This window comes from Muribacter muris, assembly GCF_001038205.1.
Classification (GTDB): Bacteria; Pseudomonadota; Gammaproteobacteria; order Enterobacterales; family Pasteurellaceae; genus Muribacter; species Muribacter muris.
In genome coordinates this window covers 23,847-47,994 of the sequence record NZ_JWIZ01000008.1, presented here as the reverse complement: position 1 = coordinate 47,994, position 24,148 = coordinate 23,847, and the positions used below count along the sequence as shown (strand labels likewise).

Genomic DNA, 24,148 nt, shown 5'->3' with positions numbered 1-24,148 from the left:
AATGCGTCCCTTTTTAGTTAATGTTAGTGATACCCCATCATTCTTAACAGACTTCTGGTATATTCAATCGCTTCGGCACGGTTAGATACCCCGATCTTTTGGTAAATATTCCGAATATGCGTTTTGATTGTCGTCATCGCCACGAATAATTCTTGGCAGATCTGCTCGTTGCTGTAACCGGAATAGATTAACCCAAGAACCTGCCATTCCCGTTGCGTAAGCGGGCTGATTTTCAGCATTTCCGGAATGTGCGGATTTTTCAATAAATTTGCGACAAATTCTTCGTCAAAATGAGCAGTTTTGTGGCGGTTGTGCTGGTTAATGCTGCGTAAAATAAATTGCGCTTTGTGAACCGTCAGTTCTTCCAATACATTCAGTTGTAATAATTGGCGGATCTGCTGGGCGATTAAATCGCCCTCAATCACGAAAGCACTGATAAAATTGGTTTGGCGGCTGAGGTTGAGGGCTTGGATCAGATCCCGCTGTGCTAAATCCGGTCGGTTTTGCAACGTATAAACCCGATTGCGTAAAATCAGCGCGCGTTGGCTGTCGCTCACCAAATTAAACACGCCGCTGGTACGCAGTAAGCTATTCAGAATGTTTAACGCTTGATCGTAATCTTGCTGTAACAAATAGCAGCGGGCGATATTCCGCCATTGTCGTTGCGTAAAATGATTATGCTCTTGCGCCGGAAAATTGGCTTGTGCCAACCAGCTTTCCGACTGTTCGGTCTGATTACACATTTGCCAGTAAATCAGTTGAACTTCGTCCACAGCGGTAACCCAATCCTTATGGGGTGAACAACGGGAGAGCAGCTGGCGGCACTGTTCAATTAACCGTTCGGCATTGTTGAGATCACCTTTCGTGAGCGAGATTTTTGCCAACAAAGTCAAACATTGAATATGTTCTTCTTCGTTTTCCAACACCTCAATCCCTGCATTTGCCATTGCTTCGGCTTGATCAAGATGATGCCACTCCCATAAAATTTGCCCCTTGAGACGTAACAGAAATTCATTCATCGGAATTTGATGAAATTCGGTGGTTTGTTGGGTGGTTTCTTTCAACAGATCGTAGGCGGATTGCCAAAAACCTTGGGCGGATAGGATCTCCGATTGTTGTAGTTTCGACCAGAGCCAGTGGTGATAGGCACGGCGACCGGTCGCCATTTTCTCCACTTGCTGCATCAAGGCAAGGGCTTCTTTCAAATAGCCTCGGCAGTGCTGCGCCTCGCCGATAACGGAGGTCGCCACAATTTGAGCGTAACCAAATTCGGACGATAAATTACTCAATGCTTGGCTGGCAATTAGATAGGCTTGTTCTTCATTGCCCGCATTGATTTCCACCTGTGCCCGCAGTGCATCAAAACGCCCTTGTAGGCTGGCGGTAAGCGGTGCTTTCGGCTGGCATTTTTGCAAAATGCCAGACACCTCTTGATGCCGGTGCTGGCTTTGCGCTAGCCACGCTTTCAGCAATACCAGATTTTCATCTTGCCAAAGTTGCTCTGTTGGCAAGCGGTTAAGGCAGTCCTCCAGTAATTTGAGCTGCCCCTGATGAAACAGCGCCCAGCCGTGCTGCCGTAAAATTTGGTAGAGTGTATCGGGGTCATCAAGCATTTGGGCGTGATAAAGGGCTTCAGAGCTGTAACCGAGTTTTATCCACATCAGCGCGGCGGTTCGATGGAGTGATTGCCATTCGTTCGGCAGCTCTACCCGACAACTTTGGGCGAGATAAGACGCTAAAATAGGGTGAAATTTCCACCAAACTTCCCCGTTATCATTGTTGATACGGGTGAGAAATAAGCCGAGTTTTTCAAGCTCGTCCAAGGTTTTAATGCCGTTTTCGTCTTGAGTGAGGGCAACGATCAGCTTTTCGTTCATTGAACGTAAAATCGCACAACGCTGCATAAACCGCTTCATTGTCGGATCGACATAGTAAAACACTTCTTCGTTCAAATAATCGGCAATATGCTGCTGGTTTAATTTATGCAGTAATTTTTCGGGGAAATGGACTAATTCCGCATTTTGTTTGAGAGCAAACACCATCAGTTGCAACGCTGTCGCCCAGCCCTCGACCCGCTCGCACAGGGTAAAAATCTCACTATCCGTTAAGGCGGTATGCAGCTTCAACTCAAAGAATTGACGGGCTTCCGTAGGGCTGAATGCCAGTTGGTGTACATCAATTTCCAAGACTTTTTCCCGAATCCGCAAATTCGTAATACTCAGCGGCGGGGTTAAACGGGAGATTAAAATCAGGCTCATCGCATCGGGCTGATGTTTGAGCCAAAAACGCAACGCATCGTGAATTTCACTGTTTTCAATCAAGTGATAATCGTCAAGGATCACATAAAAAGGCTTGGACACTTCGGCAAGCTGCACCAATAACTGCCCGAAATAATCGATCAGGTTATTCTGATAGTTAATACCTTGCAAAGAAATATCGGTAATACTGGCAAGGGCGGCGGCAAAATAGTGGGAAAATTGCTCGGCTTTATTGTCGCTTTCGTCCAATGCAAACCACACAACCGATTGATTTTGTTTAAGTAATTGTGTTTTCCATTGTGAAACCAACGTGGTTTTGCCATAGCCTGCCGGTGCAGTTACCAACGTCAGCGGATAGGATTTTGCCGCTGCTAAACGAACTAAAAGTTCACTACGTTCAACGCTCTGTTCAATTTTGTGCATTGGGGCAGATTTGCCAGCGATTAGCTTAGTCGGAATCAATTTTGTGGTTTGCATTGCGATCCTTTGTTATTTTTATGAAGCGCCTTAGAGGGAGTCTATTCTAGCAAAATTTCACTCGAAATAGAGGGCGTGAGATCAACAAGCGGTCGGTTTTAGTAAAATGTTTGATCCGATATTGCGGTTGCACAACATTACATTTTGGCTTATTGGTAAACCATTGTAGTGTTCCGAGTTTACCCTACCATATTGCAAAAATAGTTCCAAAACGCACCGCTTGTCCCTTACATCTTGAAAAAATAAAAAGTTCCCCCATTTTATTTCGCACTATTTTCAACAGAGTGGCTAAGATGACACATCACAATCCCGATAATGACGGGGTACGCTTAGATAAATGGCTGTGGGCAGCACGCTTTTATAAAACCCGTAGTATCGCTAAAGCGATGATTGAAGGCGGCAAAGTCCATTATAACGGGCAACGGGCGAAAACCAGCAAGCTGGTGGAAATCGGAGCATTGATTAAACTTCGCCAAGGCAATGAGGAAAAAGAAGTGGCGGTGCTGGCGTTAAGCGATCAACGCCGTGGCGCACCGGAGGCACAACGGCTTTATCAAGAGACCGAGCAGAGCCTTGAAACGCGGGAGAAACTTGCCTTTGCCCGCAAAGCAAATGCCCTGTCAATGCCGCATCCAGATCGGCGACCCAATAAAAAGGAACGCCGTGATCTGATCAAATTTAAACATATCAACTCGGATACACTATGACTTATACACAAGACAACGACAAACTTTACCGTTTTTTATTTCAAAACCGTGCCGTCAGGGGCGAATGGGTGCGTTTAAACAGCACGTTTACGGAAACCCTTAATACGCATCAATACCCGAAAGCCGTCCAAAATTTACTCGGTGAAATGTTAGTGGCAACCAGTTTGCTGACGGCAACCTTGAAATTTGAAGGGACGATCACCGTCCAAATTCAAGGGGACGGTGCATTAAAATTGGCGGTGGTTAATGGCAATCAGCATCAACAACTGCGGGCATTAGCACGGGTAGAAGGCGAGATTGCCGATAACGCCACATTAACGGAGATGATCGGTAACGGGGTATTGGTGATTTCCATTATTCCGGAAAAAGGAGAACGCTATCAAGGGGTAATCAGCCTCGATAAGCCGACCGTCAGCGAATGTTTGGAGGCGTATTTCGCCCGTTCCGAACAGTTAGCGACACAACTGGTGATTAGAGTCGGCGAGTTTGACGGTAAAGCCGTTGCCGGCGGAACGCTCTTACAAATTGTGCCGGACGGTACAGGCACGCCGCAGGATTTTGAGCATTTAGCCACGCTGGCTTCAACAATTAAAGACGAGGAATTATTTGGTTTAACCGCCGAAGCATTGCTCTATCGTTTATTCCACGAGGAAACCGTGGAAGTGTATCCGCCACAGGCTACCGAATTTAAGTGCGGCTGCTCACGGGAACGTTCCGGCGCAGCAATTATGCTTCTGCCTGAAGAGGAAATTAGCGAAATGCTGGCAGAAAAACAAGGCGTGATTGATATGCAATGTGAATGCTGCGGCACGCAATATTTCTTTGATAAGAATGCGATTGATGAACTGAAAGCACAGGCTTAACCTTCTAATATAAAAAGGGTTGGCATACGCCAACCTTTTTTATCGCTAATAATCCAATTCGTGTTTGTAAAGTTGATAGTCGGCTTTAAGCGCTTCAATTAGCTCGACAAAATCTTCAGGCAACGGTGCGTGCCATTCCATTAGTTCATTAGTAATCGGGTGATGCAACCTTAACATTGCGGCGTGCAACGCTTGGCGTTTGAAATTTCTCAACACCTCTAAAAATTCCGCACTTGCACCTTTAGGCGGGCGAGGTCGTCCACCGTAAAGTTGATCGCCCAGTAACGGGTGGGCAATATGTGCCATATGCACCCGAATTTGATGGGTTCTGCCGGTTTCAAGGCGTAAACGTAACCGAGTATAGTTACGGAAACGCTCCATAATGCGATAGTGAGTAACCGCCGGTTTTCCCATCGGGTGAACCGCCATTGCCGTCCGTTTGGTCGGGTGGCGTGCCATCGGCTCGTCCACCTTGCCCCCTTGGGTCATAATACCGCTCGCCACCGCTTCATACTCGCGGGTAATTTCCCGTTTTTGCAGTGCCGTTACCAAGTGAGTTTGTGCCGGCACGGTTTTTGCCACGACCATTAAACCGGTGGTGTCTTTATCCAGCCGATGCACAATCCCCGCTCTCGGTACTTCGGCAATTTGCGGATAGTGATGTAACAAGGCATTTAAAACCGTACCGTCCGGATTGCCCGCACCGGGGTGAACCACCAACTCTTTCGGTTTGTTGATCACTAAAATATCATCGTCTTCATATACAATATTGAGCGGGATCGCTTGCGGCTCAAAGCGGATTTCCTCTTCCAACTCGGCTTGAATTTCAATTTGTTCGCCCCCAAAAACTTTTTCTCTCGCTTTATTGACGATCGCTCCGTTTACTTTGACCCGATCGTCTTCAATCCATACTTTTAAGCGGGAGCGGGAGTAGTCGGGAAAGAGCTGCGCTAAAGCCTGATCCAGCCTCGCGCCTAATAAATCTGCACTGACCTCGGCAGATAAGATAATTTGCTGCGACATTGATAATAAAATTCCAAATTCTGATTTGCTTATTGAGTGTTGTCCTATAAAATAGTGCCGTTTTTCCGTCTGAACTTTACGAAAGACGGCAAGTCAAACGGCATTGTACATTAAACTTTTCCCGCAAGCACTTTTTATAGGTAGAAATCATTATGCGTAAATTCAGCTCTTTTGTTTCCATTATTCTTGCCGGTCTGGTAATGGCAGGTTGCTCAAATTCAAACAAGAACGAATTTGACGGTGTACCGGCTCAGGATCTTTACAACAAAGGTCAAACCTACTTACAAGACGGCGATTATAACAATGCTATCCGCCACTTAGAAGCGGTCGATTTACGAGCACACGGCGGGGCTTACGGGGAACAAACCCAGCTCAGCATTATCTACGCGCAATACAAAGTCGGCGAATATTATAAAGCACTGGATGCGGCAGAACGTTTTGCCCGCAGTTATCCTAACAGCGCCAGTATGGATTATGTGTACTATCTCGCCGGTTTAAGCAATGCCCGTTTAGGCGATAACTGGATTCAGGATTTCTTCGGCGTAAACCGCTCTTCCCGCTCTATTGAAAATATCCGCAATGCCTACGGCAATTTCCAAATGATCGTGAAACAATATCCGAACAGCCAATATGCGCAAGATGCTCAACGCTGGATGGCATATTTGCTTAACCGTTTAGCCGAACACGAGTTAAAAATTGCACAATACTATATGAAACGGGATGCTTATGTGGCGGTGGCAAACCGAGTGGAAGAAATGATGCGTTTTTATCCGGACAGCAAACCGACAGCAGATGCACTCCCGCTGCTGCAAAAATCCTTTGAAGCAATGGGCATTAACGACTCCGCTCAAAAAGTAGCGGCGTTAATCGAAGCGAATAAGGCGAAAACCTTTCCGGATACTACCAAGCCAGAATATGCCGCCCAATTCTGACAAGCGGTCGTTTTCAAACGAAAATATGCAAAAATCTCAAGGGGCGGCTTCGCCCCTTTCCCATTTTAACCTGAGTAGAACCAATGAAAATTTTAGGCATTGAAACCTCCTGTGATGAAACGGGAGTGGCAATTTACGATGACGAAAAAGGGCTGATCGCCAATCAACTTTACAGCCAAATTGAGATGCACGCCGATTACGGCGGCGTTGTACCGGAGCTTGCCTCACGGGATCATATCCGCAAAACGCTCCCGCTGATTCAGGCGGCATTAAAAGAGGCAAATCTCACCGCTTGCGAGATTGACGGCGTGGCTTATACGGCAGGACCAGGGCTGGTCGGGGCATTATTAGTCGGTTCAACCATTGCTCGCTCGCTCGCTTATGCGTGGCGAGTGCCGGCGTTGGGCGTACATCATATGGAAGGGCATCTGCTCGCCCCAATGCTAGAAGAAAACGCCCCTGACTTTCCGTTTGTCGCTCTATTGGTATCCGGCGGGCATACCCAGTTAGTCGATGTCAAAAATGTCGGCGAATATGAGCTTTTGGGCGAATCCATTGATGATGCCGCCGGCGAAGCCTTCGACAAAACTGCCAAACTGCTCGGTTTAGATTACCCCGGTGGTGCAGCCTTGGCAAAATTAGCCGAAAAAGGTACGCCAAACCGTTTTCAATTCCCACGTCCGATGACGGACAGACCGGGGCTGGATTTTAGCTTTTCCGGCTTAAAAACCTTTGCCGCCAATACCATTCATACCCATTTAGATGCACAAGGCAAACTGGACGAACAAACCCGCTGCGATATTGCCCACGCCTTTCAGCAGGCGGTGATTGACACGCTAATCATTAAAGTTCGCCGAGCCTTACAACAAACCGGGCGTAAACGGTTGGTGATTGCCGGCGGTGTGAGTGCTAACCAGCAATTACGCCGTGATCTTGCCGATACAATGGCACAACTGGGCGGCGAAGTGTTCTACCCCCGCCCCGCTTTCTGCACCGATAACGGTGCAATGATTGCCTATGCCGGCTATCTGCGTTTAAAACACGGCGAACAAACGGATTTAGCCGTGAGTGTCAAACCCCGCTGGGCGATGACCGAGCTGGCAAAACTTACCTAACCCAAACAAGCGGTCGGTTATGCCGATTTTATTGCAAATATTCAATGGTGCAAAAACTCAAAACGGACGCGGTTGCGTCCGTTTTTTAATCGGTTAATGTAGCTTCATTGACGGGCGGATAAAGCGGTTAATGCGTCCGACTAACAAAATCAAGCCCGTTTTAAAGCAACCGTGCAACGCCATTTGGTGCATCCGGTAGAGGGAAAGGTAAGCAAGGCGGGCGATTTTGCCCTCAATAAACATTGATCCTTGGGTTAAATTCCCCATTAGGCTGCCGATCGTGCCGAAACGGGAGAACGAGACTAACGATCCTTTATCGTTGAATACAAAGGCTTTAAGCGGTTTATGTTCCAGTTGCGCCACAATGTTTTTACCGCATACCGTTGCCATTTGATGCGCCGCCTGCGCCCGTGGCGGAACAGGTTTGCCGTCCGCTTGCAATAAAAAGGCACAATCGCCGATCACATACACATCGTCATCGCCGACTGCTTGCAGCGTATCTCTAATGGCAATTTGGTTTAAGCGATTGATCTCAAAACCGAATTGTTGCGTAATTTCCGGCGCTTTCACACCCGCTGCCCAGACCATTAAATCCGCTTCGATTTTATCGCCCGCCTTTGTGATCAGCCCGTCTGCCTGCGCTTCGGTTACCGCAGTATTGAGCAGGACATTCACCCCCAACTCTTTCAACTCTTTTAAAGCCGATGCCGATACCCGCTCCGGCAAGGCAGGCAGCAATCTTTCGCCCGCTTCCAATAAGGTAACTTTCAGGCTGGTATTATCCAACTTACCAAAGCCGTAAGAGTTGAGGTGCTTCACTGTGTTATAAAGTTCGGCGGACAACTCAATGCCCGTTGCGCCACCGCCGACAACCGCAATATGCACCTCTTTGTCGTTATTATTGGAAAATTTGAGAAACAGCTCCATCATTCGCTGATGAAAACGCTTTGCCTGCTCCGAGCTATCCAAGAAAATGCAGTGCTCCGCCACCCCCAGTGTGCCGAAATCGTTTGAACGGCTACCAATCGCCAGCACTAATTTATCGTAATGCAGCGTGCGTTGTGCCACCAATAACTCGTTGTTTTCATTGTAAATCGGTGCAAGGGTGATGTATTTCTCCGCCTTATTGACACTGGTGAGCTTACCTTGCTGAAATTGGAAAGCGTGATTTTTGGCGTGTGCCCGATAGCTCAACGCATCTGTCCCGTCATCTAACGCCCCCGTTGCCACTTCGTGCAGCAACGGCTTCCATAAATGGCTGATATTTTTATCCACCAACACAACGTTCGCTTTCTGCTTTTTACCTAATTTATTGCCTAAATAAGTGGCAAGTTCTAACCCGCCGGCACCGCCGCCGACCACAATAATTGTTTCCATCAGGATCTCCGAGTAAATGAAAATGATGTGAAATTTTAATGGCTTGCGTGTTAAAGTCTAGCGATTTTCTCGGGGATTTTTAATAAAAAAACGGCTAATCAAAATAAGTTTTACACAGGCTGATGTTGTCAAGTCAAAAAACCGTGAAAAAACTAAATTTTTTTGAAGTTGATCTCTAGCCAAAATGTAACTAATTGATTTTAAATAATAAGTTATTTTGTGGTCGATTAAGTGCAGTTGAGCCAAAGCCTATGAAATATCAAGGATTAAGGCATTTTGAAAAAAGTAATCCACAACGTTATCCACAGGCAGTGTGGATAGAAAATCCCTTAATTTTTGACTGATTTTATGAACAGTAACGGTGGGCGGTGGCGCAGATCTTTAAACTCGGCGTGCCAATTCGGTTGATCCGCCAACATTGGTTCTTCCACTTGCACAATACGAAAACCGGCTTGAATGAGCTGATTTATGATCGTTGCCATTGTACGATGATAGGTCTGAAAAGATTGCCGAAACCAATTGCGTTCCCGTAGCCCTTCTTCACGATAATGATTGAGCCGATACGCCGTCTGTTGCTTATGAGCATCTTTCTCCCAACGATCACCCTCACGGTGAGCGGTAACAATCGGGTGCTCTTGAGAAAAAATTAACTCGCCTTTCGGTTTTAATTTGGCGTGAATATGCCGTAGCAACGCCGAAAAATCTTCAACATAATGGAATGCAAAGGAACTGGTGATCAGGTCGAAATCCGTCTCCTCAATCTCGGCAAGCCGCTCCATCGGCAAACAGTAGAAACGGCAAGCGGTCTGATCCACCCCGTTTTTTGCAAGATCCTGCTGCGCCTGCATCAGCATTGCCGACGACAAATCCAGTCCGACCAACTGTACCGCCCCGCATTGCCAATAGTGTCGCAAATGCCCGCCTGCCCCGCAACCGAGATCCAGCACCCGCTTCCCCCTCAATTCTGGGAGCAGAGAAAACATTGTCGGCTTCTCCACCACTTCGTTCAAGCTGATCGGATTTTCCCGCAGTTTTAGATAACGCTCGAAAAAAAGCGGGCTGTCGTAAATACTCTGTTTCATTTGCACATTTTCCGCCAGAACCGACCGCTTGTTAGCGGCGGTAAATATCTTGCCCGTCCCGACGGGTTTTGAGCAGCCGCAAAATCCAAACATACTGCTCGGGCTGCTTGCTGACAAAGTATTCAATCACTCTGTTCATTTCCGCTGCAGACTGCTCCGGTGTGCCGTTAAATTCAATTTGCGGCAGGATTTCGATCTGATAACGCCCTTTTTCCGCATTGTAAATCGGGAACATCGGGATCACGACCGCATTAGCCACCCGTGCCATTTTATTCAAACCGGGCAGCGTCGCTTTTTCCGTCGCAAAAAACGGCGCATATACACTTAATGCTTCGCCGTAGTCTTCATCGGGCAGAAAATAGCCCAGTTCGCCTTTGTGGACATCCGCCAAGAAAGGTTTAATCCCGTTTTGGCGCGCGTGCATTTTACCGCCAAACCGTTCCCTCACCGCATTCCACAGCCAATCGACTAACGGGTTATGGTGCGGGTGATACATTGAGGTCATCGGCATTCCGTAGGTGTGCATCACAATGCCGGAGGCATCAATCGCCCAAGTATGCGGCACGAGCAAAATAACGTTTTTGCCGCTTTCACGGGCTTGGCGGACAATCTCCAACCCGCTAAATTCACTGCGTTGCTGAATATGGCGAACGGAACGCAGGGCGATTTCCCCAATACCGAACATTGTTTGCGCAACGGTAATAAACATTTTTTCGATCACCTCCGCCCGCTGCGCTGCCGACCAATCGGGGAAGCAGTAACGTAAATTAACATCGGCACGATGATGGGGCTTTTTGCCTTTCAGATATTTTGCCGCAAGTTTGCCGACAAACGCTGCCAGCCTATCCCGCCATTGATACGGCAGGTATGCCAATAAACCTAAGGCAAGCACCCCGAGCCAAACGCCCCAATATTTCGGGTGTAAAAAGGCTTTTTGGAAGCGGTGTTGATAGCCGATACGGTAGGTAAAACGTTCTTCACTCATTATTTCTTTATCCGATGATCAATGATATTTTTGAGCGCCAAAATGATGCCCAAGCCGATGAAAGCCCCCGGCGGTAAAATCGCAAGCAAAATGCCGGAATCAAGGTGTAACAGGTCGATTTTCAGGGCTTTCGCCCAATCACCCAGCAGCAAATCCAAGCCGTCAAACAAAGTGCCGTTACCGACAATTTCCCGCAGGCTGCCGAGCAAAACAAGGCTGAAGGTCATTCCCAACCCCATTGCAAAGCCGTCAAAGGCGGAATGCGCCAAGCTGTTTTTTGAGGCAAACGCCTCTGCCCGCCCAATTACGATACAGTTGGTTACAATCAGTGGGATAAAGATCCCCAACGATTGATAAACCGGATAAGCAAACGCATTCATCAGCAACTGAATCGTGGTAACGGCAGTGGCGATAATCATCACATAAATCGGAATGCGAATATCGTGCGGGATCGCCTTGCGAAACAGCGAAACTACCGAATTGGTGATGATCAATACCAGCAAGGTTGCCAGCCCCAATCCTAACGCATTAGTAACATTATTGGAGACGGCAAGCAACGGGCATAGCCCCAACAGTTGCACCAATGCGCCGTTGTTTGTCCATAACCCTTGCCTAAACAACGTTTTCCAGACGGACGGAGCTTTCGGTTGCTCGTCTATTTGCTGAACCGGAATAGATGTCTGTGCCATTTTTCCTCCCAAAAATCAACGGCATACGCCAAATTGTGCCAACCATTCAGGGTGGTGGTTAAGTTGAGTTACCACCCATTTTGCCGTTTGGCGGACATTATTCACCACTGCCCGTGGCGTAATGGTCGCCCCCGTAAATTGATCGAACTGCCCGCCGTCTTTTTTCACTGCCCACTGCGCTTCGCTTTCCACGCTGAAAGTCCGTTGGTTAAAGCTCAAAATCCAATCGGAAATGCGGGTTTCGATTTTATCGCCCAGCCCCGGTGTTTCCTTATGTTCTAAGGTACGCACGCCTAGCACCGTGCCGTCAGGCTGAATGCCAATCAGCAGGCGAATATCGCCGGAATAGCCATCTGGTGCGGTAGCTTGAATGGCGTAAGCGGTCAGATTCTCCCCTTTTTTTGCCACGTAAAGCTGATTTAAAAACGGCGCTTCGGGCAGTGTAATTTGGCGGCAGGTCGCCAAGACATCATTGTCAAAAGAGTGATGCGGGATAACTTCGCCTAATAATTGGCGTTGTTGCGTGGCAATCACATCGTCAATCCGCCCTTTTGTGAGCTGATACACTAAGGTTGAAACAGCACTACAAAGTAGTGCAATCAGCCCCAGCAATAACGCATAATGTGTTGTAATCACGGAGGTTTTCATTCTTTTTCCTTATCGTGTGCCGTATAAACGGGGCTGGGTGTAGTGGTCAATCAAGGGCACGCAAATATTTGCCAGTAACACGGCAAACGCTACGCCGTCAGGGTAGTTGCCGTAATAGCGGATTAAATAGACCAATAAGCCGATCAAGCCGCCAAAAATCAGTTTGCCTTTTGGGGTGATGGCGGCGGAAACGGGATCGGTCGCAATAAAAAATGCACCGAACATCATCGCCCCGCTCAACAGTTGGCTGGCAAGCCCTAAATGGCGTGCATTGTCCAGTAGTTCTGTCAGCCCGCTCAAGAGGCTGAACATTGCCAGCATTGCAAAGGGAATTTGCCAGTGAATAATTTTCTTATAGATCAACAACAGCCCGCCAACGAGGAAAGCCAAATTCACCTGCCACCAGCCCGTTGCAAAGTGTCCGCTGAAAATGACCGCTTGCAATACACCGTCTAAGCCTTGCTTGGCGATATTGGTTTTGGCACTGTCAAGCGGGGTGGCTTGGGTGATACCGTCAATGCCATGCAGTAACTGATGTACCCCGAAGCCGTCTGTCGTTACTCCTCGAAAGACTAATGAGAGGCTGTCTGCAAAGGTCGGCGGTTCATTTAAAAGAGAAATCGGCGGCAACCAAGCGGTCATTTCCAGCGGGAAAGAAACCAACAATAACGCATAGCCAATCATCGCCGGATTAAAAATATTCTGCCCCAACCCGCCGTAAACGTGCTTCGCCAGCAATAATGACGCCAGCACGCCAATGCTGATTAACCAATAAGGCGCGTAAGGCGGAATGGCAACCGCCAAAATGAAAGCGGTTAGTATCCCCGATAAATCGCTTAAATAGAACGTCAATAGTTTACGGCGCATCTTCGCCACCGTTAGCTCGATCACTATTGCCAAGCCCAACGCGATTGATACTTGGATCAACACGCCATAGCCGAAAAAATACCCCTGAACGCACAACGCCGGCAGCATTGCCGCAATCACCCATAACATCACGTTCGCCGTTAAACGCTGTGAATGGGTATGCGGGGAACTCATCATCTTAAACATTGCTCTTTCCTAAACTCAAATCTTCGGCAAATGCAGGTTAAATCGGATCGTCAGCATACGGATTGCAATCACGGTGCTGACCGTTGCCACATCGATCCAATTACTTTCAAAGCCTGCCTCACGAAATAAAATAAAGATAATACCGCCAACCAAACTGGCGGTAACATACACTTCCCTTTGCAAAATAATCGGCACTTCGTTACGCAAAATATCCCGAATTAACCCGCCAAAGCAGCCGGTTACGCCACCGAGGGCAATGGAAATAAGCGGGTGTAAGCCAAAATCCAGCCCTTTTTGTACCCCAATAACGGTAAACACGCCTAAACCAATTGCATCGAAGATCAGCAAGCCGGTTTTCCAGTAGGCTTTGTCGATCGCATTCTTCGCCAATGCCACAATCACCACTGCCACCGAAATCATCAGCACATAAATCGGCTGTTTCATCCAAAAGACCGGCGTACTGCCGATCATCACATCGCGCAATGTACCGCCGCCGACCCCGGTAACAAACGCCAGCACAAACATACCGAAAATATCCATTCGATGTTGGCGGGCGGCAATAGCGCCGGAAATGGCAAATACAACCGTGCCAATCAAGTCTTGTATAAACAGAAATGACCAAGGAAATTCAGGAATGAGGCTTGCGATCATTTTCTCTCCGTTCTCAAGTTATGGGTGAATTTGGTTTTGCATTCGCCGCTTGCTGTGCCGCTTTTTTCGCTTTGGCACGGGCAAGGGCGGCGGCAACGGCGGCTTTGCGGGGATCGGTATCTTGCACGCTCGTGTCCGCCGTTATGCTATTTTTCGGCATATCCGCCGCTGCGGGATTTTCCGCTGTCTCCGCCGATATTGCAGAATTTGGCACAGAACCCACCGCTTGCTGTGCCGCTTTTTTCGCTTTAGCTCGGGCCAGTGCGGCGGCTACGGCGGCTTTGCGGGGATCAGTGTCTTGCACTCTCGTGTCCGCCGTTACGCTATTTTTCGGCATATCCGCTGCTGCGGGATTTTCCGCTATCTCCGCCGATATGGCAGAATTTGACGCAGAACTCGCCGCTTGCTGTGCCGCTTTTTTCGCTTTCGCACGGGCAAGGGCGGCGGCAACAGCGGCTTTGCGGGGATCGGCATCTTGCACGTTCGTGTCCGCCGTTACGCTATTTTTCGGCATATCCGCCGTTACAGAATTTTCCTCTAACTCCGCCGATATTGCAGAATTTGGCGCAGAACTCACCGCTTGCTGTGCCGCTTTTTTCGCTTTAGCACGGGCAAGAGCGGCGGCAACGGCGGCTTTGCGGGGATCGGTATTTGGCACGCTCGTGTCCGCCGTTATGCTATTTTCCGTAATATCCGCAGCTGCGGGATTTTCCACTAACTCCGCCGATATTGCAGAATTTAGCGCAGAACTCACCGCTTGCTGTGCCGCTTTTTTCGCTTTCGCACGGGCAAGGGCGGCGGCAACGGCAGCTTTGCGGGGATCGGCATCTTGCACGCTCGTGTCAGCCGTTACGCTGTTTTTCGACATATCTGCTGCTACGGGATTTTCCGCTATCTCCGCCGATGTTGCAGAATTTGGCGCAGAACTCACCGCTTGCTGTGCAGTTTGTTCTGCCTGTTTTGCTAAACGTCTGGCTCGCCGCTGTGCCATTAAATCACGGTTATCCGGTTCGCCGTTTGCATTTGCTACGATTTTCGGCGTTTCGGTTTCGCCACTGTCGGCTTTTTTCGCTTTCAGGCGGGCAAGGGCGGCTTTGACCGGATCTTCACCTTGGCTGTTTGCCACTTCTTCCCGCCGTTTTTCCGCTGCTTGTTGAATACGGGCGGTGCGGGCTTCTTTTTCTTTATTGAGTCGTGCTTCACGGGCTTCAAAGCGTTGCTTGGCTTCTTCGGCTTTTTTCGCCTTTTCATCTATTTCAGCCAGTTTGGCTTTTTCTTGGCGGAAATATTGGATCAGCGGTATATAGCTTGGGCAAACGTAGGCACACACACCGCATTCAATGCAGGCATCAAGGTGATAAGCCTTTGATTTTTCGTGTTCTTCCGCACGGGCGAACCAGTAAAGCTGTTGAGGTAGCAAACCGACCGGACACGCATCGGAACAACTTGAGCAGCGGATACAGTTCCGCTCCGGCTGCGGCGGTGCATACTCGAAATGGTCGGGGGCAATAATGCAGTTAGCGGTTTTGGTTATCGGGGCTTGCAGAGATGGCAGGATAAAGCCCATCATCGGCCCTCCTAAAAAGACCAGAAAACGCTCGTCCGCTTGGTAATCCACCTGTTCCAAAAGGTGAATAATCGGCGTGCCGAGCCTTGCCCACACATTGCCTTTATTACGGATTTTGTCGCCCGTGAGGGTAACAACCCGTTCAATTAAGGGTTCATCGTCAATTACCGCTCGTTTCACGGCAACCGCAGTGCCGACATTATGCATTACAATGCCCATTTCAATGCTGCGTTTACCGTAGGGGATCTCTAGTCCGGTTAAAATTTGGACTAATTGGTCGCTCGCACCGGACGGATATTTGGTTGGAATAACCCTCAGGATAATGTCATTTGCACCTTTCAGCGCTTTTCTGACCGCTTGTATCGCTTTCGGCTTATTATCTTCAATCGCAATCACCACTGCTTCGGGGCGTAGCACATAACGCAAAATGCGGATCCCCTCAATCAGCTCGGCGGCGTGCTCTTGCATTAGCCGATCATCGCAAGTGATGTAAGGCTCACACTCGGCGCCGTTGATGATGAGCAGTTGGCAGCGTTTATCGGCATAGTGTAATTTGCTGGAGGTCGGGAATACCGCACCGCCCAAGCCGGCAATCCCAGCTTGGTAAACTTTTTCGATGATCTGATCGCTTGTCAGATGTAAAAAATCATCAATCGGCTGACGGGCGAACCACTCGTCTTTGCCGTCCGTTTCGATCACTACGGTTAATTCCGACAAGCCGGACGGGTGGCACGATACATAAGGCTGAATTGCAATCACCGTGCCGGAGGTCGGGCTATGCACAGGGAGCTGGCGATAGTGATCGCCCCGTGTGAGCGGCTGCCCCTTTAGCACTTTCTGCCCTTGGCTGACGATAAGCTCGCCCGCACTGCCGGCGTGCTGTACCAGCGGTACATAAAAATATTTCGGTAAATGTAGGGTGCGGATCGGCTTTTGATTTGATTGTTTTTTCATTTCCGGCGGGTGAATGCCACCGGGGAATGACCAAGTTCTCCCTTGACGGATACGGTCTAGCACCTCATTTGGATTGCTCACGCGTGCCTCCCTCAATACGTTTATGCTGTAATTCGGTGGTATTGACGATTGGAATGACTAAATTCGGGTCAAATTGCCAATTCCACGTTTGCGGTGTAGGTTTCACTTTGATCATCTCAATGCAGTCTGTCGGGCAAGGGGCAACGCACAGCTCGCAACCCGTACAAAGATCGGCGATAACCGTGTGCATCGCTTTATTTGTGCCGATGATGGCATCCACAGGGCAAGCCTGAATACATTTGGTGCAGCCGATACACATTGCTTCGTCAATTAAGGCGACTTTGGTTTCCGGCGTTTCGCCCTCCATTTCCGGCACGTCCACGCCCATTAAATCGGCAATTTTGACCACCAGTGGCGGCCCGCCCGGCACGCATTTGGTGATTTGATCGCCATTGGCAATCGCCTCGGCGTAAGGTTTGCAGCCGGGGTAGCCGCACTGACCGCATTGGCTTTGCGGCAGTAACGCATCAATTTGTTCGACAATTGGATCGGCTTCCACTTTTAATTTAATGGAAGAATAGCCCAAAATTGCCCCGAAAATCAGGGCTATCAGGGCGATAATCGCCATAATCAGATAGAGAATTGATTGATCTAACATTAAACTTTGACTAAACCGGTAAAGCCCATAAAGGCGAGGGACATTAAACCTGCGGTGATTAACGCAATGGACGCACCTTGAAAGGCGTGTGGCACATCGGCGGCGACCAAACGCTCACGCAAAGCGGAAAACAGGATCAGTACGAGGGAAAAACCAGCGGCAGCGCCGAACCCGTACAGTACCGATTCGACCAAATTATTGGCTAAATTCACGTTCAGTAACGCCACGCCCAATACGGCGCAATTGGTGGTAATCAGCGGTAAATAAATGCCGAGTAAACGGTAAAGGGTCGGGCTGGTTTTGTGTACGATCATTTCCGTTAATTGAACGATCACGGCAATCACTAAAATAAATACAAGCGTGCGTAAAAATTGGGCATCTAACGGCATCAGTAAATACCGTTCGACTAAATAGGCTGCCAATGAAGCCACCGTCAGCACAAAGGTGGTCGCTAGCCCCATTCCGATAGCGGTTTCCACTTTTTTGGATACCCCCATAAACGGGCATAGCCCTAAAAATTTCACCAGCACAAAATTGTTAATTAACGCCGTGCCGATAATCAATAACAGATATTCCACGCCTTTTCCCACAAAATCATTGCAAAAATGGCGGATATTATCCGTTTTTTCACGCCAATGAACAACACCCTTTGCCAAACATTACGCAGCAAGCGCCTCGATCCGAAGAGAAATGAGCAATTTTTTGGCTTGAATAGCTAAAATTGCGATCTCGTTCACATTTCTGATTAAAATTTAACGTTTTTCTTACAAATTGATTGTTGTCGTTCATCTTTACTGCTAATTTGTCTATACAAATTTCACGCATATGACAGGAGCAAACGATGACAACCTTTACCCGTACCGATCCAAACCGCAGTATTTCAGCCCCAACCGGCACGCAGTTAAATTGTAAAAGCTGGCTGACGGAAGCACCGTTTAGAATGATTCAAAATAATCTGCACCCGGATGTGGCAGAAAACCCGCAAAGCCTTGTGGTATATGGCGGTATTGGGCGTGCGGCACGCAATTGGGAATGCTACGATCAGATTTTAGCCAGTTTAAAAGCCTTAAATGACGATCAGACGCTGATTGTGCAATCGGGCAAGCCCGTTGGGATTTTTCAAACTCACGCGGACGCACCGAGGGTGCTGATTGCCAATTCCAACCTCGTACCGCGTTGGGCAACTTGGGAGCATTTCAATCAGCTCGATCAACAAGATCTGTTTATGTACGGGCAGATGACGGCGGGCAGTTGGATCTACATTGGCACACAAGGCATTGTACAGGGGACATACGAAACCTTTGCGGAGGCGGGTCGCCAACATTACCAAGGCAGTTGGCAGGGGCGTTGGATTTTAACCGCAGGCTTGGGCGGAATGGGCGGTGCGCAACCGCTGGCGGCAACCTTTGCTGGTGCAGTATCGTTGAATATTGAGTGCCAACAATCCAGTATTGATTTCCGCTTACGCACGGGCTATGTCGATAAACAGGCGAATGATCTGGATCACGCCTATCAGTTAATCAAGGAGCATACCGCTAAAGGCGAGGCGGTATCAATCGCCCTACTGGGCAATGCGGCAGAGATTTTGCCGGAGATCGTCAAGCGGGCGAAAAACGGCGAGATTAAACCGGATTTTGTTACCGACCAAACCTCCGCTCACGATCTGATCCACGGCTATTTGCCAATCGGGTGGACGGTTGAAGCGTGGAAAGCCGCCCAAACCGATCCCGCCAAACACGCCGAGCTAAAAACCGCAGCGGCAAAATCGTGTGCCGTTCACGTTCAAGCGATATTGGATTTACAGACAATGGGCGTGCCGGCGACCGATTACGGCAATAATATCCGCCAAGTCGCTTTTGATGAAGGGGTGAAAGAGGCGTTTAACTTCCCCGGTTTCGTGCCGGCGTATATCCGCCCGCTATTTTGTCAGGGTAAAGGCCCGTTCCGCTGGGTCGCGCTTTCCGGCGATCCGGAAGATATTTATAAAACCGATCAAAAAATCAAGGAACTGTTTCCCGATAATCACCACGTCCACCGTTGGCTGGATATGGCTCAGGATCGTATTCATTTTCAAGGCTTACCTGCCCGTATTTGCTGGCTAGGCTTAGGCGAACGGGATAAAGCGGGCTTAGCATTTAATGAAATGGTGAAAAACGGTGAATTAAAAGCACCGATTGTTATCGGGCGTGATCATCTGGATACCGGCTCGGTCGCTAGCCCAAATCGTGAAACGGAAAGTATGAAAGACGGTACGGACGCTGTGTCCGACTGGGCATTGTTGAACGGAATGCTCAACGTTGCAGGCGGGGCGACTTGGGTTTCGCTACACCACGGTGGCGGTGTGGGTATGGGCTACTCTCAACATTCGGGAATGGTGATTGTGGCAGACGGCACAGAGGCGGCGGCAAAACGGCTGGCACGTGTGTTGGTTAATGACTGCGGCAGCGGCGTAATGCGCCACGCCGATGCGGGCTACGAGCTTGCCATTCAAACGGCGAAACAGTACGGGCTGAATTTACCGATGCTGAAATAATCCGTTATTTTGCATAAATACAGGCTGAACCGACCGCTTGTATTTATGCCAATCCCCTTTTATCGCGATTTCAACACAACAATGATTAAATAAGGAGTTGAAGTATGACCTTTCCTTCAGATACAACATCACCACCGCTAAAGCCCCGTGCGATTGCGTTATTACAAATGATTGTGTTCAGCACAATCGGCATTTTAATGTTTTTTATTCCGTTTGAATTATCGGGCAAAAATACGATTTTGTTCGACCATATTGCCAGTTATTTAGTCCATCAACAACGAGGAATTGCGCTGATCCTGCTGGTTCTGCTGATCTTATACGGCGTGTTTAAACCGTTTTTTGATCACAGTTGGCGGAAAAACCTCACCCACAAAATCCTCACGCTCTTTAAAATTATCGGGCTGGTGATTGCCGCACTTTACTTAACGGATAACGCACCAGCACTGCTAATGAGCAAAGATATGCTGCCTTTTCTGTTTGAAAAACTGGCATTACCGGTGGGAATGATTGTGCCGATCGGGGCGTTAATTTTAGCCTTTTTGATTGGCTTTGGTTTATTGGAAATGATGGGCGTACTAATGCAGCCGATTATGCGCCCGATTTGGCGTACGCCGGGCGCATCGGCGATCGATGCGGTCGCCTCGTTTGTCGGCAGCTACTCCGTAGCACTGCTGATTACCAATCGGGTCTATTTACAAGGGCAATATTCGGCACGGGAAGCGGTGATTATTGCAACCGGATTTTCAACGGTTTCAACTGCATTTATGGTGATTATTGCGAAAACCTTAAATCTTATGCCGTTTTGGATGCTCTATTTTTGGTCGGCAATGATTGTAACCTTTGCGGTTACGGCAATTACCGCCCGCCTGCCACCGATTAGCCGCATAGATAATCAAAATAGCCGCCCTGAACAACCTCTCTACTGGACGGCACGTTTTCGGGTGGCAGTTGAAACGGGCATTCACACTGCGCAATCCACAGGCAGTCTTTGGCGGGTATTGTGGCTGAATTTGCGGGACGGCATTGAAATGGCAGCCGCTATTGTGCCTTCCATTCTCGCTATCGGCTTGGTCGGTTTACTCCTTGCCAAATATACGCCAACCTTCGATCTATTAGGGCTGATTCTCTCGCCGTTTACGTGGTTGGCAGGGCTTGCCGAGCCAATGACTGCGGCTAAAGGGATTTCTGCCGGTCTCGCCGAAATGTTTTTACCCGCACTAATGCTGGCGGAAAGCGATACATTGACCCGCTTTGTTGTGGCGATTGTGTCCGTCAGCAGTATTCTCTTTTTCTCAGCGATGATCCCTTGCTTACTGGCAACCCAAATTCCGCTTTCGCTGCCGAAAATGTTGATAATTTGGTTTCAACGTACCGCCCTTAGCATTGTTCTGGCAGGGGCTATCGGGCGACTTGCCGCCACTTTCGGCTGGCTTTACTAAGGGGGAAATATGTCTGTGAAATACACTGCTTTCGAGCAGGCTGTCTATACCGGTCGCCAAGAACCCTATGAAAATACGCTGGCACAGTATTGGTATCAACATATCCACGCTTTTGAGCAGCAACCTATCGCTTTGCTCGGTTTTGCCTGCGATCAGGGGGTAAACCGCAATCAAGGGCGGATCGGGGCGAAATATGCCCCACGCATTATTAAATCAGCCCTCGCCAAATTGCCTATCAGTTGGGCGTTACAGCAACGATATGCCGAGCAACTCTCCGCTTTAGTGGGCGATGCGGGGGAAATCCACTGTCAAGATGAGGATCGCATTATCCCTGAACTATTAGAGCAAGCGCAGCACCAATACGCTGATAGCATTGCTGCTATTGTGATGCAAAATCGGCTTGCCATCGGGATTGGCGGCGGGCACGAAATAGCGTGGGGGAGCTTTTTAGGGCTGCATCAAGGGTTGTCCGCACAGCATTTTGCGCTGAACATCGGCGTGATCAACCTTGATGCCCACCTCGATCTTCGGCAGGATCAATACGCGACTTCCGGCACGCCATTTCGCCAAATTGCCGAATACCTTGCTGCAAGCAGTCAGATCTTGCCCTATTTTTGCATTGGCGTGAGTGAATTTGCTAATACAGCGGCACTGTTTGAGCGGGCAAAAGCACTGAAAGTGAAAATGCTCTCTGATAACGATTGCTACCGTCTCACTTGGCAAGCCATTGAATCGCAAATTTTAGCCTTTATCGCACCGCTTGATCGTCTCTACCTCACCATTGATCTGGATTGCTTGAACGCAGGCACAATGCCGGCAGTGAGTGCCGTGGCGGCTAAAGGGCTGCCGTTAGATTTTGCCGAACGCTGTATTTCAACCATTATCCAAAGCGGTAAAGTCAGCGTAATCGACATTGCCGAATATAACCCACACTACGATATTGACGGGCGTGGCGCAAAAGTGGCGGCAAGGCTGCTCGCCTTAATCTTAGAACAGCAATTATTAAACGGAGAATAGCAAATGCACGCAGAGCTTTTAATTACTCATACACATCTTGCCACAATGAATGAAGCATTTGGTTTTGATTTATACCGAAAGGATAGTGAACCTTACGGGCAAGTAACAGACGGTGCATTAGCCATTTCACAAGGTAAAATTATTTGGCTGGGCAAAATGCAAGATCTGCCGCCGATTAAAGCGGAGCAGGTATGGAATGCGAAAGGAAAATGGCTTACCCCTGCTTTGATTGATTGCCATACCCACCTTGTGTATGCCGGCAATCGCAGTAATGAATTTGAAGCACGGCTGAACGGCACAAGCTACGAAGCGATTGCTAAACAGGGCGGCGGTATTCTGGCAACAGTCAATGCCACCCGTCAGGCAAGTTTTGACACATTATGCCAATCGGCAGAAAAACGGCTTCGAGACTTGATGGCGCAGGGGGTGGCAACGGTAGAAATCAAATCGGGCTATGGACTGGATTTGGCAACGGAGCGGAAAATGCTGAAAGTCGCTCGCCATTTAGCCGATAAGTACGGCATCATGGTAAAAACCACTTATTTAGCAGCACACGCCACCCCGCAAGAGTATCAAGGGCGAGAAGCTGCGTATATCGAGCAAGTTTGCGAGTGGCTGGTGATCTTAGCTCAAGAAGGGCTGATCGATGCCGTTGATGCCTTTTGTGAACATATTGCGTTTACCCCTGCGCAAGTCAAACGCCTGTTTGAGCAAGCCAAGCAGCTTGGACTGCCGGTTAAATTACACGCCGAGCAGCTTTCCGACTCCGGCGGTGGCGGGTTAGTCGCAGAATTTGGCGGCTTATCCGCCGACCATATCGAATATTTAAGCGAAGAAAGCATTGCAAAAATGACACAAGCGGGAACGGTCGGCGTGCTTTTACCCACTGCTTTTTATCTGTTAAGGGAAACACAACACCCACCGATTACGGCAATGCGGCAAGCCGGGCTGAAAATGGCGGTTTCGACCGATTGCAACCCCGGCACTTCGCCCTCTACTTCATTGCTACTGGCGATGAATATGGCGTGTACTTTATTTAGGCTCACACCGGAGGAAGCCCTAGCCGGCACGACTTACCACGCCGCTTGCGCATTGGGCATACAACATCACAAAGGGAAATTAGCCGTCGGTTATGATGCGGATATCTGCTTGTGGGATATTGATCGCCCCGCCGATTTGAGTTACCTCATCGGGCAAAATCGGTTGGCAGCCCTTTATATCGGCGGCAAAGCCGTGGCATTTCAGCCTCAAAGCTGACCGCTGAATTGGAAACGTTCGCCGGCGTGCCACATATTGACATAAGTTACCACCTGCCCTTGTGAGCAAGTGCTACGGCTCAAACGTAGCACTGCTGAAGGTCTTGATAAATTTAAGGCGGCAGCGACATTGTCGGTAGCTAAAACGGCACTAATGGCGTATTGCCCGCTTTCAAGCGGCACAAGGGCAATTAAATAGTCGCTGGTATTCACCACACTGAAATCCTGCTCTAAAAATGCAGGGACAAAGCGGCTATCCACCCAGCGCTCTTCATATTGTAACGGCTCATTATCTGCGTAATGCACAATCTCAACGGAGAATATCGGCGTGTTTTCCGGCATATTTGGCTTTTCACTGTTCAGAAAAGCGGTTTTTACCGCAGGCGGCAGGGCATTAAAGAGCTGACTGGTAAGTGCCAAAACTTCGGCACGGTATTGCCGCTTTGCCTGTTTAATATCTTTGGCAATGTTACGCACTTCAATAAACGTATGGTTGAACTGCTGTTGGGCGACCATTGTTCCCGACCCCTGACGACGTACCAACACCCGCTCCGCCGTCAGCTCTTTAAGCGCACGATTGACCGTCATTCGAGACACGCCAAATTCTTGGCTTAACGCCATTTCTGTTGGAATGGTGCTACCCGCTTTCCAACGCCCCTTGTGAATGCGGGATAAAATCGTGTTTTTAATCTGCAAATAAACCGGTAAAGGCTTATTGCCGGAAGCCGTTGTGTGCATTGTGCCGGAAATCTCAATCATAAAAAGGCTATTATCGGCTTTTTCAGCTTAGGTGCAACCGCCTTTCGAGAAAAATCCAATATTATTAGCAGTTGCACAAAGTTG

At 48.8% G+C, this 24,148-nt stretch carries 21 protein-coding genes; 8 read left to right on the top strand and 13 right to left on the bottom strand.

Annotated features, from left to right (window positions below; genetic code table 11):
- Window positions 1-23: 23 nt before the first annotated feature.
- Window positions 24-2,735: an HTH-type transcriptional regulator MalT gene (gene malT / locus RO21_RS01600; protein WP_047976052.1), complete on the bottom strand. Its 2,712-nt coding sequence runs from the start codon at window positions 2,733-2,735 to the stop codon at window positions 24-26.
- Between the two features lie 293 nt (window positions 2,736-3,028).
- Between malT and hslR the strand changes: the two genes are divergently transcribed.
- Both hslR and hslO read left to right on the top strand, forming a co-directional pair.
- The gene (hslR, locus tag RO21_RS01595; protein WP_047976051.1) at window positions 3,029-3,442 is read left to right on the top strand and encodes a ribosome-associated heat shock protein Hsp15; all 414 of its coding nucleotides are present in this window, start codon (window positions 3,029-3,031) and stop codon (window positions 3,440-3,442) included.
- Window positions 3,439-4,305 carry an Hsp33 family molecular chaperone HslO gene (gene hslO / locus RO21_RS01590; protein ID WP_047976050.1) on the top strand — a complete coding sequence of 289 codons (867 nt, stop codon included), beginning with the start codon at window positions 3,439-3,441 and terminating at the stop codon, window positions 4,303-4,305. Before hslR ends, hslO begins: the two co-directional genes overlap by 4 nt.
- Before the next feature lie 45 nt (window positions 4,306-4,350).
- Here hslO and rluD read toward each other — a convergent pair whose 3' ends face one another.
- On the bottom strand, window positions 4,351-5,328 hold the full coding sequence (gene rluD / locus RO21_RS01585; protein WP_047976049.1) for a 23S rRNA pseudouridine(1911/1915/1917) synthase RluD: 978 nt from the start codon (window positions 5,326-5,328) through the stop codon (window positions 4,351-4,353).
- Window positions 5,329-5,480: 152 nt separating this feature from the next.
- On the opposite strand from rluD, the gene RO21_RS01580 reads away from it, so the two are divergent.
- Both RO21_RS01580 and tsaD read left to right on the top strand, forming a co-directional pair.
- Window positions 5,481-6,260, top strand: coding sequence for an outer membrane protein assembly factor BamD (locus RO21_RS01580; protein WP_047976048.1), 780 nt, complete (start codon window positions 5,481-5,483; stop codon window positions 6,258-6,260).
- Between the two features lie 83 nt (window positions 6,261-6,343).
- On the top strand, window positions 6,344-7,375 hold the full coding sequence (gene tsaD / locus RO21_RS01575) for a tRNA (adenosine(37)-N6)-threonylcarbamoyltransferase complex transferase subunit TsaD (protein ID WP_047976047.1): 1,032 nt from the start codon (window positions 6,344-6,346) through the stop codon (window positions 7,373-7,375).
- 93 nt (window positions 7,376-7,468) lie between these two features.
- On the opposite strand, the gene RO21_RS01570 is transcribed toward tsaD, so the two are convergent.
- From RO21_RS01570 to rsxA, 10 genes are all read right to left on the bottom strand, one after another.
- A complete protein-coding gene (locus RO21_RS01570) occupies window positions 7,469-8,752 on the bottom strand; it encodes an NAD(P)/FAD-dependent oxidoreductase (protein WP_047976046.1) in 1,284 nt (427 codons plus the stop codon).
- Window positions 8,753-9,081: 329 nt separating this feature from the next.
- Window positions 9,082-9,834, bottom strand: a complete 753-nt coding sequence (locus tag RO21_RS01565) for a class I SAM-dependent methyltransferase (RefSeq protein WP_047976045.1) — start codon at window positions 9,832-9,834, stop codon at window positions 9,082-9,084.
- A gap of 31 nt (window positions 9,835-9,865) precedes the next feature.
- The gene (gene lpxM / locus RO21_RS01560) at window positions 9,866-10,819 is read right to left on the bottom strand and encodes a lauroyl-Kdo(2)-lipid IV(A) myristoyltransferase (protein ID WP_047976044.1); all 954 of its coding nucleotides are present in this window, start codon (window positions 10,817-10,819) and stop codon (window positions 9,866-9,868) included.
- Window positions 10,819-11,508, bottom strand: coding sequence for an electron transport complex subunit E (locus RO21_RS01555; RefSeq protein WP_047976043.1), 690 nt, complete (start codon window positions 11,506-11,508; stop codon window positions 10,819-10,821). Before RO21_RS01555 ends, lpxM begins: the two co-directional genes overlap by 1 nt.
- A gap of 15 nt (window positions 11,509-11,523) precedes the next feature.
- Window positions 11,524-12,156 (bottom strand): electron transport complex subunit RsxG, encoded by a 633-nt coding sequence (gene rsxG / locus RO21_RS01550; RefSeq protein WP_047976042.1) that lies wholly within the window; start codon window positions 12,154-12,156, stop codon window positions 11,524-11,526.
- 9 nt (window positions 12,157-12,165) lie between these two features.
- Window positions 12,166-13,209 (bottom strand): electron transport complex subunit RsxD, encoded by a 1,044-nt coding sequence (gene rsxD, locus RO21_RS01545; protein WP_047976041.1) that lies wholly within the window; start codon window positions 13,207-13,209, stop codon window positions 12,166-12,168.
- 15 nt (window positions 13,210-13,224) lie between these two features.
- On the bottom strand, window positions 13,225-13,860 hold the full coding sequence (locus RO21_RS01540) for a trimeric intracellular cation channel family protein (RefSeq protein WP_047976040.1): 636 nt from the start codon (window positions 13,858-13,860) through the stop codon (window positions 13,225-13,227).
- Between the two features lie 13 nt (window positions 13,861-13,873).
- Window positions 13,874-16,462, bottom strand: coding sequence for an electron transport complex subunit RsxC (gene rsxC / locus RO21_RS01535; RefSeq protein WP_047976039.1), 2,589 nt, complete (start codon window positions 16,460-16,462; stop codon window positions 13,874-13,876).
- Window positions 16,446-17,060, bottom strand: a complete 615-nt coding sequence (gene rsxB, locus RO21_RS01530) for an electron transport complex subunit RsxB (protein ID WP_047976038.1) — start codon at window positions 17,058-17,060, stop codon at window positions 16,446-16,448. Before rsxB ends, rsxC begins: the two co-directional genes overlap by 17 nt.
- Window positions 17,060-17,638: an electron transport complex subunit RsxA gene (gene rsxA / locus RO21_RS01525; RefSeq protein ID WP_047976085.1), complete on the bottom strand. Its 579-nt coding sequence runs from the start codon at window positions 17,636-17,638 to the stop codon at window positions 17,060-17,062. The genes rsxB and rsxA overlap by 1 nt, the downstream gene beginning before the upstream one ends.
- A 263-nt stretch (window positions 17,639-17,901) precedes the next feature.
- On the opposite strand from rsxA, the gene hutU reads away from it, so the two are divergent.
- The 4 genes from hutU to hutI all read left to right on the top strand — a co-directional run bounded on the left by hutU (window position 17,902) and on the right by hutI (window position 23,306).
- Window positions 17,902-19,593, top strand: coding sequence for a urocanate hydratase (gene hutU, locus RO21_RS01520; protein ID WP_047976037.1), 1,692 nt, complete (start codon window positions 17,902-17,904; stop codon window positions 19,591-19,593).
- Between the two features lie 104 nt (window positions 19,594-19,697).
- Window positions 19,698-21,032, top strand: coding sequence for a YjiH family protein (locus tag RO21_RS01515; protein WP_047976036.1), 1,335 nt, complete (start codon window positions 19,698-19,700; stop codon window positions 21,030-21,032).
- A 9-nt stretch (window positions 21,033-21,041) separates the two neighbouring features.
- A complete protein-coding gene (gene hutG / locus RO21_RS12725) occupies window positions 21,042-22,049 on the top strand; it encodes a formimidoylglutamase (RefSeq protein WP_047976035.1) in 1,008 nt (335 codons plus the stop codon).
- Between the two features lie 3 nt (window positions 22,050-22,052).
- Entirely contained in the window at window positions 22,053-23,306 is a 1,254-nt protein-coding gene (hutI, locus tag RO21_RS12720) for an imidazolonepropionase (RefSeq protein WP_047976034.1), read from the top strand.
- Here hutI and RO21_RS01500 read toward each other — a convergent pair.
- On the bottom strand, window positions 23,297-24,064 hold the full coding sequence (locus RO21_RS01500) for a UTRA domain-containing protein (protein WP_206539763.1): 768 nt from the start codon (window positions 24,062-24,064) through the stop codon (window positions 23,297-23,299). The genes hutI and RO21_RS01500 overlap by 10 nt on opposite strands.
- Between the last annotated feature and the right edge of the window lie 84 nt (window positions 24,065-24,148).

What these genes read in the sequence shown, in the direction of transcription:
- malT (WP_047976052.1), bottom strand. Translation starts at nt 2,735, where the DNA reads ATGCAAACCACAAAATTGATTCCGACTAAGCTAATCGCTGGCAAATCT.
- hslR (WP_047976051.1), top strand. Translation starts at nt 3,029, where the DNA reads ATGACACATCACAATCCCGATAATGACGGGGTACGCTTAGATAAATGG.
- hslO (WP_047976050.1), top strand. Translation starts at nt 3,439, where the DNA reads ATGACTTATACACAAGACAACGACAAACTTTACCGTTTTTTATTTCAA.
- rluD (WP_047976049.1), bottom strand. Translation starts at nt 5,328, where the DNA reads ATGTCGCAGCAAATTATCTTATCTGCCGAGGTCAGTGCAGATTTATTA.
- RO21_RS01580 (WP_047976048.1), top strand. Translation starts at nt 5,481, where the DNA reads ATGCGTAAATTCAGCTCTTTTGTTTCCATTATTCTTGCCGGTCTGGTA.
- tsaD (WP_047976047.1), top strand. Translation starts at nt 6,344, where the DNA reads ATGAAAATTTTAGGCATTGAAACCTCCTGTGATGAAACGGGAGTGGCA.
- RO21_RS01570 (WP_047976046.1), bottom strand. Translation starts at nt 8,752, where the DNA reads ATGGAAACAATTATTGTGGTCGGCGGCGGTGCCGGCGGGTTAGAACTT.
- RO21_RS01565 (WP_047976045.1), bottom strand. Translation starts at nt 9,834, where the DNA reads ATGAAACAGAGTATTTACGACAGCCCGCTTTTTTTCGAGCGTTATCTA.
- lpxM (WP_047976044.1), bottom strand. Translation starts at nt 10,819, where the DNA reads ATGAGTGAAGAACGTTTTACCTACCGTATCGGCTATCAACACCGCTTC.
- RO21_RS01555 (WP_047976043.1), bottom strand. Translation starts at nt 11,508, where the DNA reads ATGGCACAGACATCTATTCCGGTTCAGCAAATAGACGAGCAACCGAAA.
- rsxG (WP_047976042.1), bottom strand. Translation starts at nt 12,156, where the DNA reads ATGAAAACCTCCGTGATTACAACACATTATGCGTTATTGCTGGGGCTG.
- rsxD (WP_047976041.1), bottom strand. Translation starts at nt 13,209, where the DNA reads ATGTTTAAGATGATGAGTTCCCCGCATACCCATTCACAGCGTTTAACG.
- RO21_RS01540 (WP_047976040.1), bottom strand. Translation starts at nt 13,860, where the DNA reads ATGATCGCAAGCCTCATTCCTGAATTTCCTTGGTCATTTCTGTTTATA.
- rsxB (WP_047976038.1), bottom strand. Translation starts at nt 17,060, where the DNA reads ATGTTAGATCAATCAATTCTCTATCTGATTATGGCGATTATCGCCCTG.
- hutU (WP_047976037.1), top strand. Translation starts at nt 17,902, where the DNA reads ATGACAACCTTTACCCGTACCGATCCAAACCGCAGTATTTCAGCCCCA.
- RO21_RS01515 (WP_047976036.1), top strand. Translation starts at nt 19,698, where the DNA reads ATGACCTTTCCTTCAGATACAACATCACCACCGCTAAAGCCCCGTGCG.
- hutG (WP_047976035.1), top strand. Translation starts at nt 21,042, where the DNA reads ATGTCTGTGAAATACACTGCTTTCGAGCAGGCTGTCTATACCGGTCGC.
- hutI (WP_047976034.1), top strand. Translation starts at nt 22,053, where the DNA reads ATGCACGCAGAGCTTTTAATTACTCATACACATCTTGCCACAATGAAT.
- RO21_RS01500 (WP_206539763.1), bottom strand. Translation starts at nt 24,064, where the DNA reads ATGATTGAGATTTCCGGCACAATGCACACAACGGCTTCCGGCAATAAG.